This is a genomic window from Delftia sp. DT-2 (assembly GCF_028401915.1).
Lineage (GTDB): Bacteria > Pseudomonadota > Gammaproteobacteria > Burkholderiales > Burkholderiaceae_C > Comamonas > Comamonas tsuruhatensis.
This window is the reverse complement of record NZ_JAQOTI010000006.1, coordinates 25,299-37,924: the sequence shown is the minus strand read 5'-3', so window position 1 is coordinate 37,924 and position 12,626 is coordinate 25,299. Positions and strand designations below refer to the sequence as shown.

The 12,626-nt window shown below is 63.1% G+C and carries 11 protein-coding genes; all 11 read right to left on the bottom strand.

From position 1 onward, the window contains the following. Nucleotides 1-32: 32 nt before the first annotated feature. Nucleotides 33-1,010 (bottom strand): signal peptidase I, encoded by a 978-nt coding sequence (gene lepB, locus PO605_RS11685; protein ID WP_016451178.1) that lies wholly within the window; start codon nt 1,008-1,010, stop codon nt 33-35. Further along, nucleotides 1,010-2,818 carry a translation elongation factor 4 gene (gene lepA / locus PO605_RS11680; RefSeq protein WP_016447789.1) on the bottom strand — a complete coding sequence of 603 codons (1,809 nt, stop codon included), beginning with the start codon at nt 2,816-2,818 and terminating at the stop codon, nt 1,010-1,012. Before lepA ends, lepB begins: the two co-directional genes overlap by 1 nt. A 429-nt stretch (nt 2,819-3,247) precedes the next feature. Further along, entirely contained in the window at nt 3,248-4,717 is a 1,470-nt protein-coding gene (locus PO605_RS11675) for a DegQ family serine endoprotease (RefSeq protein ID WP_026062374.1), read from the bottom strand. A 305-nt stretch (nt 4,718-5,022) separates the two neighbouring features. Beyond that, nucleotides 5,023-5,736 (bottom strand): sigma-E factor negative regulatory protein, encoded by a 714-nt coding sequence (locus tag PO605_RS11670; RefSeq protein ID WP_047471141.1) that lies wholly within the window; start codon nt 5,734-5,736, stop codon nt 5,023-5,025. Between the two features lie 73 nt (nt 5,737-5,809). Continuing rightward, entirely contained in the window at nt 5,810-6,439 is a 630-nt protein-coding gene (rpoE, locus tag PO605_RS11665; protein WP_047471139.1) for an RNA polymerase sigma factor RpoE, read from the bottom strand. 644 nt (nt 6,440-7,083) lie between these two features. Beyond that, complete coding sequence (gene fabF, locus PO605_RS11660; RefSeq protein WP_016447793.1) at nt 7,084-8,328, bottom strand: beta-ketoacyl-ACP synthase II; 1,245 nt, start codon at nt 8,326-8,328, stop codon at nt 7,084-7,086. A gap of 39 nt (nt 8,329-8,367) precedes the next feature. Then, nucleotides 8,368-8,607: an acyl carrier protein gene (gene acpP / locus PO605_RS11655; protein ID WP_003058049.1), complete on the bottom strand. Its 240-nt coding sequence runs from the start codon at nt 8,605-8,607 to the stop codon at nt 8,368-8,370. A gap of 149 nt (nt 8,608-8,756) precedes the next feature. Continuing rightward, the gene (gene fabG / locus PO605_RS11650) at nt 8,757-9,503 is read right to left on the bottom strand and encodes a 3-oxoacyl-ACP reductase FabG (protein ID WP_016447794.1); all 747 of its coding nucleotides are present in this window, start codon (nt 9,501-9,503) and stop codon (nt 8,757-8,759) included. Next, complete coding sequence (fabD, locus tag PO605_RS11645) at nt 9,500-10,444, bottom strand: ACP S-malonyltransferase (RefSeq protein WP_047471135.1); 945 nt, start codon at nt 10,442-10,444, stop codon at nt 9,500-9,502. The genes fabG and fabD overlap by 4 nt, the downstream gene beginning before the upstream one ends. 57 nt (nt 10,445-10,501) lie before the next feature. After that, the gene (locus PO605_RS11640; RefSeq protein WP_016447796.1) at nt 10,502-11,479 is read right to left on the bottom strand and encodes a beta-ketoacyl-ACP synthase III; all 978 of its coding nucleotides are present in this window, start codon (nt 11,477-11,479) and stop codon (nt 10,502-10,504) included. Between the two features lie 5 nt (nt 11,480-11,484). Beyond that, the gene (gene plsX / locus PO605_RS11635) at nt 11,485-12,525 is read right to left on the bottom strand and encodes a phosphate acyltransferase PlsX (RefSeq protein WP_016451174.1); all 1,041 of its coding nucleotides are present in this window, start codon (nt 12,523-12,525) and stop codon (nt 11,485-11,487) included. Between the last annotated feature and the right edge of the window lie 101 nt (nt 12,526-12,626).

The window sequence follows — 12,626 nt, the reverse complement described above, 5'->3', positions numbered from 1 at the left end:
TGGGGGCATCCGGCCCTCAGGCATGCATGTGATCAATGGAAGCCGCCGATGCGCTTGAAATCCCCGAAGTTCATCCAGACGAAGAAGGCCCGGCCAACGATGTTCTTGTCGGGCACAAAGCCCCAGTATCGGGAATCCAGCGAATTGTCGCGGTTGTCGCCCATCATGAAGTACTGGCCCTCGGGCACCTTGCAGGTGATGCCTTCGACGCTGTAGCGGCAGTTCTCGCGGAACTCGAAGCCGCTGGCACCCTGGATGAAGGCGGGCACGTCCTGGTTCACGATCATGCGGTGCGGCTTGTCGCCCAGCGACTCCTCGTACTGCTTGAAGTAGCGCATCGCGTCCTTGTCGAAGAAGTCCGGCAGTTCGCTGACCGGGACTTCCTTGCCATTGACCGTCAGCCGCTTGTTCAGATAGGAGATCTCGTCACCCGGCAGGCCCACCACGCGCTTGATGTAGTCCAGGCTGGGTTGCGGAGGATAGCGGAACACCACCACATCGCCGCGCTGCAGCGGCTGGCCCTGGGTGATCTTGGTGTTGATCACCGGCAGGCGCACGCCGTAGGTGAACTTGTTCACCAGGATCAGGTCGCCCACGAGCAGCGTGGGAATCATGGAGCCCGAGGGAATCTTGAACGGCTCGAACAGGAACGAGCGCAGGACAAAGACGATGGCGATCACGGGGAACAGGCCCGCGGTCCAGTCAAGCCACCAGGGCTGCATTAGGATGCGGCCCTTGGCCTCTTCCGACACCTCGATGTCGGTCTTGGCGATGCCCATGCGGTCGAGTTCTGCGCGGCGCGCCACGGCAGCCTCCTCGATGGCCACGGCGGCGCGGCGGCGGCGGGGCAGGAAATACAGCCGTTCGGCCACCCAGTACAGGCCAGTGACCACGGTGGCCAGGAACAGCAGCAACGCGAAGTTGCCCTCGATGAAGCCCGTGTACCAGGCGCCGATATAGCCCACGAAAGCCGCCAGCACGACGGCCGTAATCCATTGCATGGCTTGCATCAATCCTCCACTTGCAAGATGGCCAGGAAGGCCTCCTGAGGCACTTCCACCGAACCGATCTGCTTCATGCGCTTCTTGCCGGCCTTTTGCTTCTCCAGCAGCTTGCGCTTGCGGGTGATGTCGCCGCCATAGCACTTGGCCAGCACGTTCTTGCGCATGGCCTTGACGGTTTCCCGAGCAATGATGTTGGCCCCGATGGCGGCCTGGATGGCCACGTCGAACATCTGGCGGCTGATGATCTCGCGCATCTTCGCCACCACGGCCCGGCCGCGGTACGTGGCCTGGGAGCGGTGCACGATGATGGACAGCGCATCGACCTTCTCGCCGTTGAGCAGGATGTCCACCTTGACCACGTCGGAGGCGCGGTACTCCTTGAACTCGTAGTCCATGGAGGCATAGCCGCGCGAGACCGACTTGAGCTTGTCGAAGAAGTCCAGCACGATCTCGCCCAGCGGCATCTCATAGGTCAGCATCACCTGGCGACCGTGGTACTGCATGTTGATCTGCACGCCACGCTTCTGGTTGGCCAGCGTCATCACCGGGCCCACATAGTCCTGGGGCATGTACAGGTGGACGGTGACGATGGGCTCGCGCACCTCCTCGATACGGCCGGCATCGGGCATCTTGGACGGGTTCTCGACCTGGATGACCTCGCCATCGCCCTTGACCACTTCGTAGACCACGCTGGGCGCGGTGGTGATCAGGTCCTGGTCGAATTCGCGCTCCAGGCGCTCCTGCACGATTTCCATGTGCAGCAGGCCCAGGAAGCCGCAGCGAAAGCCGAAGCCCAGCGCCTGAGAGACTTCAGGCTCGAACTGCAGGGACGAATCGTTGAGCTGCAGCTTTTCCAGCGCATCGCGCAGCTGGTCATATTCGCTGGCTTCGGTGGGGTACAGACCCGCGAACACCTGGGGCTTGATTTCCTTGAAGCCGGGCAGGGCCTCGGTGGCAGGGCCCAGATTGTTGGGAAGCTTCTTTTCCAGCGTGATGGTGTCGCCCACCTTGGCTGCCTTGAGCTCCTTGATGCCGGCGATGATGTAACCCACCTCGCCGGCGCGCAGCGCGTCGCGCGGCACGTCGGCCGGAGTGAACACGCCCAGGTTGTTGGCTTCGTAGGCAGCGCCCGAAGCCATCATCTTGAAGCGCTCGCCACGCTTGAGTTCACCATCGACCACGCGCACCAGCATCACGACGCCCACGTAAGTGTCGAACCAGCTGTCGATGATCATGGCGCGCAGTTGGCCATTGGGATTGCCCTTGGGCGGCGGCACCTTGGCAACCACGGCCTCCAGGATCTCGTCGATGCCCATGCCGGTCTTGGCCGAGCAGGGAATGGCATCGCTGGCATCGATGCCGATGACGTCCTCGATCTCTGCCTTGGCGTTGTCGGGGTCAGCCTGCGGCAGATCCATCTTGTTGAGAACGGCCGTCACTTCCACGCCGAGATCCAGCGCGGTATAGCAGTTGGCCACGGTCTGTGCCTCTACGCCCTGAGAGGCGTCCACCACCAGCAGCGCTCCCTCGCAGGCCGACAGGGAACGCGAGACTTCGTACGAGAAGTCCACGTGGCCGGGCGTGTCGATGAGGTTGAGGTTGTAGACCTGACCATCCTTGGCCTTGTACTGCAGGGCAGCCGTCTGCGCCTTGATGGTGATGCCGCGCTCTTTCTCGATATCCATCGAGTCCAGCACCTGGGCTTCCATGTCACGGTCAGCCAGGCCTCCGCAACGCTGGATCAGGCGGTCGGCCAGCGTCGACTTGCCATGGTCGATGTGCGCAATGATGGAAAAATTTCTGATGTGGTTCATCAACGAGAAGGACTGCTAGTGAAAGTGGAAAACGACAGGGTCGGCGCGCAAGAAAAAAGGGCGCGTCCATGAACGACGCGCCCCGAACCAACAATCTCTGGCAACTGCGATAGTTGGGACTTTATTGTAGGCAAAAAGGGCTGGAAACCAAGCCCTGACAAGGCCTGCAAAGCTCCGGGCTTGATCTGTCACAATTATTTATCAACAGTTTATCAACAGACCCGACAAGCCATTTCTAGCCCGTCGATCACCGGATAGTGCGGTGCTTTTGCACCGCAACAATCCTCTTTGAAAACAGGTTTCTGACGCCTTGAGCCGTCACGCTTTGGTGGGGCATTTTACCCAATGCCCCAAGGGGCATGGGCAGGCCTTGATCCGGATTCCGAGGGTATTCCCCAGGACCCCGAAAAACCGGCCTGCCCCAGCCCCTCAACGGGCAGGACGGATGAGCACGTACTGTGCCCATTCGCCGCGGCGCACCAGAAGGTTCACCGGCTTGCTCTTGTCCACCTTGGCCAGCGTGGCCTCGAAGCTCTTGAGCCCCGTGATCTCGACATTGGCCAGTTGCAGGATCACATCACCTTCGCGCAGGCCTGCGCGTGCTGCCGCCTCGACAGCGGCCGTCACGCGGACACCGCCCTTGATGCCCAATTCCCTTTTCTGGGCATCCGTGAGTTCGGCCAGCGTCAGGCCCAGCGACTGAGAGACCAGGGTGCTGCCCTTGCCTGCAGCCTTTGCCTGGGGAGCGCCATCGGGCTCGACTTCGGCGATCACCATGGTCAGATCCTTGGCGGCTCCGCGGCGGAATACCGTGATGGTGCTGCGCGTTCCGGGCTTGGTATTGCCCACCAGACGCGGCAGGTCGGCGACCTTCTCAATGGCCTTCCCATCGAACTTGATGATCACGTCACCCGCCTCGACGCCGGCCTTGGCGGCTGGGGAATCGGGTTCCACGGCAGAGACCAGCGCACCCTGAGCCTTGCCCAGGCCGATGGATTCGGCAATGTCCTTGGTGACCTGCCCGATTTGCACGCCGATGCGCCCTCGCGTGACCTTGCCGGTGGCGCGCAGCTGGTCGCTGACGCGCACGGCCTCGTCGATCGGAATCGCGAAGCTGATCCCCATGAAACCGCCGGAACGCGAATAGATCTGGCTGTTGATGCCCACGACCTCGCCGCGCATGTTCAGCAACGGGCCGCCCGAGTTGCCGGGATTGATGGCCACATCGGTCTGGATGAAGGGCAGATAGTCTCCCGTGTCGCGCTGCTTGGCGCTGACGATGCCTGCGGTGACCGAGTTGTCGAGGCCGAAGGGCGATCCGATGGCCATCACCCACTCACCGACCTTGAGACGGTTCACGTCGCCGATCTTCACGGCGGGCAGTCCGGTGGCATCGATCTTGACCACAGCCACGTCGGTGCGCTTGTCGCTGCCCACGATCTTGGCCTTGAACTCACGCTTGTCGGTCAGCGTGACGATGACCTCGTCAGCACCTTCGACCACGTGGGCATTGGTCATCACAAAGCCGTCCGCCGTCAGGATGAAGCCCGACCCCACGCCACGCGGCTGTTCCTCGTCAGGCTGTGAACGCGGCTGGGGGCGTTGGCGCGGCACATTGGGCACGGGCAGGCCGAAGCGGCGGAAGAACTCGAGCATGTCCTCATCCATGCCCAGCGCCTCGGCAGAGTTGGCCGACGCCTTCTCCAACGTGCGGATGTTGACCACGGAAGGCCCTACCTGCTCGACCAGGTCGGTGAAGTCCGGCAGACCCCGCACCACGGCACCGCTTTGCGCATGAGCGGCACTCACCGGCACCAGCATTGAGGCGCTGCCAGCAGCCAGCGCCAGAACGCCTGCCAGTGTGCAGGACTGCAGCGTCTTCCATCGAACTGTGGTCATGGTGATCCTTTCCTTCTCAATCATTGTGTTGCCCCCGTGCCCATTGCGCCCGGGCGGCCTGTTCAGATACGCGGTGCCGACTTGCATCTCGGACGAACGCCACATTCTGGCGCAGTCCCGGCATTCACCGGCCAGACGATGGCTCAGAAGCCTGAAAGACGCTGTTAGTTCCCGAATCGGCAGCATGCATGCGGCGCGAACCGCCGTGCATGGGCCACAAATGACTGCACCCGCGTCCATTTCAATGCCGAACGGCTGGACGCGGGTGCAAAAGAAGGCAGGAGAGCCATGCTCTCCTGCGGGATTCAGCGCTGGTTCGCGCGCGGTGCCGAGGCGAAGTTGGCATTGCGCAGGAAGCTGGCCGGCATCTGCAACGTGGCCGGACCACTGTATTGCGGATGGGAGGCCAGCAGCGCATCCAGGCGCGGATCACGCAGCATGACGCTTTGGCCGTAAGGGCCTGCCACAGCCACCACCGAAGAGGATTGGGCCGTATCTCCGAGAGGGAAGTCCTGGGCATTTCCAGCGACAGCAGCCGCTGCAGGCGCCCCCGTTTCCAGGGCGGCCAATGCCCGGCCCGGCGCCGCACCGGGGCCTGCAGGCGCGCCGAGCATCACGCTCCAGCCAATGGCAGCCACGGCCGCCACGGAAGCAAAACCCGCAGCCATCTTCCAGCGGAATACCGACGCATTGGCTGCATCGTGCAGCGGCGCGCCATTGACGACGGCCCTGCCGTGCGCCGGGCGCGCGACCTGCTCCAGCTCGTCTGCGGCGACGGGAACCAGGGGGCGGCGCGGCTCGTTGGCCAACTGGGAGCGGATTCCGGAAAGCAGATCGTGCCGGCTGTGGTGCGCCAGCTCAGGGGAGCGCAGCACATCGCCCACCAGGTGGTACATGCGCCATTCCTGCTGGCCTGCATCGCTTTGCGCATAGGCCAGCGCGGCCTGCAGCTCCGCGGCAGAAAGTTCGCCATCAGCCAATGCCGACAATTGTTCGCGCTTCGTCAGATAGTCATTCATGATCAATCACCTGCCTGTCTGCTCTGAGACCCTGTACCCAAAAAATGCGCCACCCGATGGCCATCACCCGTTGCTACCACCGCTTGCCAGACTGGCGCTCCAGCAAAGGCTTGACTCTCGCTGAAATCGCTTCGCGTGCACGGAAGATGCGTGAACGCACGGTGCCTATGGGACAACCCATGGCGCTCGAGATTTCCTCGTAGCTCAGGCCTTCGATTTCCCGCAACGTGACGGCTTGACGGAGATCTTCGGGCAAGGCCTCCATGGCGGCGTTGACTGCCTGGGCAATCTCCTGGGCCGCCAGGATCGTTTCGGGTGTTTCTTCGGTGGTTAGTTCCTGGCTGAGCCGGGAAGTTTCATCATCGTCATCCCCGTTGTGTAACGCGCTTTCGGTGATCAGCGGCGAGCGCTTCATGTCCAGCAGCGCCTTCTTGGCAGTATTCACGGCGATGCGATACAGCCAGGTGTAGAACTGGGCATCACCCCGGAACTGGTGCAGCGCCCGATAGGCCCGGATGAAGGTTTCCTGCGCAATGTCAGGCACCAGGTCCACGTCGCGCACCATGCGGCCAATGAGGCGCTCGATGCGGCGCTGGTACTTGATGACCAGCAGCTCGAAGGCCCGCATGTCTCCTGCGTTGGTGCGCTCGACCAGAGCCAGGTCGCTGTCGGCAGAAGAAGGCGGGAATTCGGGAGGCGTCATGAAATCGGTGAAGACGGGCCGTGGCGGCCCTGGCGCAGTCACTGCGCGCGTTCTGTAGGTCTGGGCGGGAAATATACAGCACGCCGCAAATCACCCCAGGTTTCAGGACTCTGCCTGTAAGACAGCAGCAGCCAGCGGGAACTTCGCCAGCGCAAAGACCCCGTCGAAACGGGTCGGGCCTGCGCCCATAGCCATTGACCACCGTCAGCGCGCACCTGCAGCAGCACCGGCTGCGCATCGTGGGCAGCGGCTGCCTCACCAAGCCACCACTGCGCGCCATCCCATGCAACAAAGCCTCTGCCCAGGGCGCGCCATCCATGCCACATGCCTGCAGCTGCAACCAGAGAACCCGTGACAGCCACGACGGCAGGCCCCCATCCGGACTGTAGATCAAGCGCCCACGCCAGCAAAAGCATGGCCGCCAGCAGCCAAAGCGCGCACAGGCATGCGACCGACCCACGCGGTGGATTCAGCGGATGGCGGACTGCGGGCGGGGCATGGCGTGACATCATGCCTGCAGTGTCGCAAAACCGCAGCGTGTCTGACATGCATCCCACCCCTGCCGGACGCGCCCTGACCCATGGGAGAAATAAAAAAGCCCGCTCCCTTGCGGGGCGGGCTTTTCATGGTGAGGCGTGCAGGCCTCAGATTCGCTTGAACACCAGCGTTCCGTTGGTGCCGCCGAACCCGAAGTTGTTTTTCACTGCCACTTCGATCTTCGCATCCCGTGCCGTGTTGGCGCAGTAGTCGAGATCGCACTCGGGATCCTGGTTGTCCAGATTGATGGTCGGGGGAATCTTCTGCTCGTGCAATGCCAGCACGGTGAAGACGCTCTCGATGCCGCCAGCGCCACCCAGCAGGTGACCGGTCATGGACTTGGTCGAGCTGACAACGATTTTCTTGGCGTGATCGCCCAGAGCCGCCTTGATGGCATTGGTCTCGTTGAGGTCGCCCAGCGGCGTGGATGTGCCGTGCGCATTCAGATAATCGATCTGGTCGGCGTTGATGCCGGCGTTGCGCAGAGCTGACAGCATGGCGCGGCGCGGGCCGTCCATGTTGGGCGCCGTCATGTGGCCGGCATCGGCACTCATGCCGTAGCCGCACAGTTCAGCATAGATCTTGGCACCGCGGGCCTTGGCATGCTCGTACTCTTCCAGCACCAGCACGCCTGCACCTTCGCCCAGCACAAAGCCGTCGCGGTCCTTGTCCCAGGGACGCGAGGCGGCCTTGGGATCATCATTGCGCGTGGACAGTGCGCGCATGGCGGCAAAGCCGCCGACGCCCAGCGGGGAGACCGTGGCTTCCGTGCCACCAGCCACCACCACATCGGCATCGCCGTATTCGATCATGCGTCCTGCTTCGCCTATGCAGTGCAGCCCGGTCGTGCAGGCAGTCACCACGGCGAGATTCGGCCCCTTGAAGCCAAACCGCATGGACACATGGCCAGCCACCATGTTGATGATGGAGGCAGGCACGAAGAACGGCGTGATGCGGCGCGGTCCGCGCGCAGCCAGTTCTGCGTGGGTGTTCTCGATCAGCGGCAAGCCGCCGATGCCCGAACCGATCACACAGCCGATGCGCGTAGCCAGATCATCCGACAAGGCCTCGCCCGTGGGCAGACCTGAGTCCTGCACGGCTTGCGCCGCAGCAGCGATGCCGTAATGGATGAAGGTGTCCATGGAGCGCGCATCCTTGGCGCTCATGTACGACTCCACATCGAATCCCTTGACCTCGCCCGCAATCTTGCAGGCAAAGTTCGAGGCATCGAACTTGGTGATGAGGTCAATGCCGGACTGGCCGGCCAAAAGATTGGCCCAGGCGTCGCCCACCGTGTTACCCACGGGGGAGATGCAACCCAGGCCGGTCACGACAACGCGACGACGGCTCATGCGTAAAACCTTCTGCTGATCGCTCGGGTCAGGGCCCTGTCAGGCCTTCTGGTGGGTGTTGGCGTAGTCGATGGCGTTTTGCACCGTCGTGATCTTTTCCGCGTCTTCGTCGGGGATCTCGATGCCGAATTCATCTTCCAGGGCCATCACCAGCTCCACCGTGTCCAGGGAGTCAGCACCCAGATCAGCCACGAAGGCCTTTTCGTTGGTGACTTGAGACTCTTCAACGCCGAGTTGTTCGGCAATGATTTTTTTGACACGTGCTTCGATATCGCTCATGGTTTCCCTCTGGGGGTTGTGAATGAACCCGCGATTCTAGCCGTTTCGGACCTTACGCCCTCTTCAGCCGGCCGTCGCGAGGAAACGGCCTCTTCGGTTGCAAGCAACGGCGGCTTCTGGCAGGGATCTGCCCGCAGCCGCCGCAGCGCTTACATGTACATGCCGCCGTTGACGTGCAATTCCTGGCCGGTGACGTAGCCTGCGCCCGCCGATGCGAGATAGGCCACGGCATGGGCGATGTCGCTGGGCTGGCCCAGATCACCCATGGCGATCTGCGATTTCAGGGCATTTTTCTGCTCTTCAGGCAGCTCCGCCGTCATGTCGGTGGCGATGAAGCCCGGAGCCACGCAATTGACCGTGATGCCGCGGCTGCCCAGTTCACGGGCCAGCGCACGCGTCATGCCGGCAACGCCGGCCTTGGCAGCTGCATAGTTGGCTTGACCGGGGTTTCCGGAGGCACCAACGACGCTGGTGATGTTGATGATGCGTCCGAAGCGCTGCTTCATCATGGGCCGAATGGCCGTACGGCTGACTCGGAAAACCGCCTTGAGATTGGTGTCGATCACCGCATCCCAGTCATCGTCCTTCATGCGCATGGCCAGGGTGTCGCGTGTGATGCCGGCATTGTTGACCAGCACATGCAGGCCACCGTCATTCTTGACGATGCTGTCGATCAGGGCATCGACGGCGGTCACGTCCGTGACATTGAGGTTCACGCCACGGCAGCCTTCATGGGCCGACAGGGCCTGGCTGATCTTCTCGGCACCACCATCGGTGGTGGCCGTGCCGATCACGCGGTAGCCGCGTGCTGCCAGCTCCTGGGCAATGGCGGCACCGATGCCGCGCGAGGCACCCGTCACCAGGGCAACCTGGGGCTTGTTCTGGTTGTCAGTCATGCGAGGGATTCTTTCACGTCGGCCAGCGTGGCCGGGTCATAGAGGGCAGCGGCCGTCAGGTCCGCGTCAATCCGCTTGGTCAGGCCCATCAGCACCTTGCCGGGACCGCACTCGATGAGGTGGACGACGCCGCGGGCCTTCATGGCCTGAACGCATTCCACCCAGCGCACCGGACCGAAGGCCTGGCGATACAGCGCATCGCGAATGGCGTCGGCATCCTGCTGCACTGTCACGTCGATGTTGTTGAGCACTGGGATGCGCGGTGCAGCCAGCACGGTGGCAGCCAGCGCCGCCTTGAGCTTTTCGGCCGCAGGCTTCATCAGGCTGGAATGGAAAGGCGCCGACACCGGCAACGGCAGCGCACGTTTGGCGCCTGCGGCCTTGAGGGCCTCGCAGGCCTTCTCGACAGCCGCCTTGCTGCCGGCAATCACGGTCTGCGAGGGGTCGTTGAAATTCACGGCCTCGACGACTTCCGCACCACCCAATGCCGCCGTGACTTCTGCGCAGCCTGCGCGCACCTTGTCGGCATCCAGCCCCAGGATGGCAGCCATGGCACCGGTTCCCACGGGAACGGCCTCCTGCATGGCAGCCGCGCGCAGCCGCACCAGCGGCGCAGCCTGGGCCAGGGTCAGCACACCTGACGCGACCAGGGCCGAGTACTCACCCAGCGAGTGGCCCGCCACAACGTCGGGCAGCGCGCCGCCTTCGGCCTGCCAGACGCGCCAGGCAGCCACACCGGCCACCAGCATCACAGGCTGGGTATTGGTGGTGAGCGCCAGAGCTTCCTTCGGCCCCTGCTGGATCAGCTGGCCGATGTTTTCGCCGAGGGCATCGGAGGCTTCGACCAAGGTCTGGGCCACGACGGGATGGTCACCCCATCCGTCGAGCATGCCCACCGATTGCGAACCCTGACCAGGAAAGACGAATGCAAACTTCTTCATGATTTTCAAAAATAAAGGCCGCGCCATGGGCGCCTGCCCTCAGGCAGGCATCCCGCATCACATCTTGAGAAGTACCGCACCCCAGGTGAAGCCGCCGCCAACACCTTCCAGCAGCACGGTCTGACCGGGCTTGACCTGGCCACTGCGCACGCCGTGGTCCAGCGCCAGGGGGATCGAGGCAGCCGACGTGTTGCCATGCTGGTCCACCGTCACCACCACCTTGTCCATGGACAGCTTGAGCTTGCGCGCCGTGCTTTGCATGATGCGGATGTTGGCCTGATGGGGGATCAGCCAGTCGATGTCGGCATCGGTGAGCCCTGCCTTGTCCAGCGTGGCGCGAGCGGCCTTCTCCAGCACGCCGACCGCCAGCTTGAACACGGCCTGCCCATCCATCTTCAGCAGCGGATCACCGAGGATCTGGCCACCGGAGACATTGCCTGGCACGCACAGGATGCCGACATGCTTGCCGTCGGCATGCAGGTCGGAAGCCAGGATGCCTGGCTGCTCGGACGCCTCCAGCACCACGGCTCCGGCACCGTCACCGAACAGCACGCAGGTCGTCCGGTCGTTGAAGTCCAGGATGCGGCTGAATACTTCGGAGCCCACCACCAGCGCGCGGCTCGCAGCGCCGGACTGGATCATGGCGTCGGCCACGGTGAGGGCGTAGACAAAGCCGCTGCATACGGCTTGCACATCAAAGGCCGCACAGCCATTGGCGCCGAGCTTGTTTTGCAGGATGCATGCCGTGGATGGGAAGACCATGTCCGGCGTCGATGTGGCGACGATGATCAGATCGATATCCTGCGGCTGGCAGCCGGCGGCTTCCAGCGCCTTCTTCGATGCCTCCAAGGCCAGATCGCTGCTGGCCACTTCTGGCGCGGCAAAGTGTCGGGCATGGATGCCGGTGCGCTCGACGATCCACTCGTCCGAGGTCTCGATGCCGCGCTGGGCCAGTTCGGCTGCCAGATCGTGATTGGTGAGTCGGCGGGGTGGCAGGTAACTGCCCGTGCCGGTGATGCGTGCGTAGCGTCTCATCTGTATTAGGGCGCCGACGGTCCCGATTCCGACTGCGCAGCCAGCAACAGAGGCAGGGCTGCGGAGATACGGGTACGGACACGGTCGAGCAGGTTGTTGCGGGCCGCATCATACGCGCGCTTCAGCGCGTGCTCGAAAGCCAAGGCATCGGCCGATCCATGGCTTTTGAAGACCAACCCGCGAAGGCCCAGCAGCGCCGCGCCGTTGTAGCGGCGATGATCCACGCGCCTCATCAAAGCAGTTAGCACCGGATAGGCAACGATGGCTGCCATTTTGGTGAAGATGTTGCGCTTGAACTCCTGCTTGAGGGCATTGGAGATCATGGACGCCACGCCCTCGGAAGACTTGAGAGCCACGTTGCCCACAAAGCCATCACAGACCACGACCTGGGTCGTGCCCTTGAAGATGTCGTTGCCTTCGACGTTGCCGTAGAAATTCAGATGACCGGCCTTGCCGGCCGCGCGCAGCAGTTCGCCAGCGCGCTTGATGACCTCGCTGCCCTTGATCTGCTCTTCGCCAATGTTGAGCAAACCCACCGAGGGTGCCTCTTCGTTGTTCAGGGCAGACACCAGGGCCGAGCCCATGACGGCGAACTGCAGCAGATGCTCGGCCGAGCAGTCCACATTGGCACCCAGGTCCAGCACCGTTGTGGCCTCGCCCTTGGCATTGGGCAACTGGGGTGCGATGGCAGGGCGATCAATGCCATCGAGTGTCTTGAGCAGGTAGCGCGAGATGGCCATCAGCGCACCCGTGTTTCCAGCCGACACAGCAGCGGCAGCCGCGCCATCCTTGACTTGCTGGATGGCGATGCGCATGGAGGAATCCTTCTTCCTGCGCAGCGCCATCTCGATCGGATCATCCATGCCGACCACTTCCGAGGCCGGCACCACACTGGCGCGCTCATGCGCAAAGCCAGCCAGCGCATCGGGCTGGCCGACCAGCAGCAGCCGGGCATCGGGGTGGGAATCGAGGAACTGGCGGCACGCCGCAAGCGTGACGCGGGGGCCGTGATCACCCCCCATGCAGTCAACGGCCAAAGTGATCATGTGCGACTGGCAAGCCTGTTGCAAGGCCTGGAAAGATAGGAGCAACCATCAGAAAAAACAAAAGCCCGCGCTACGAAAACTGTAGCCGCGGGCCCTGCGGG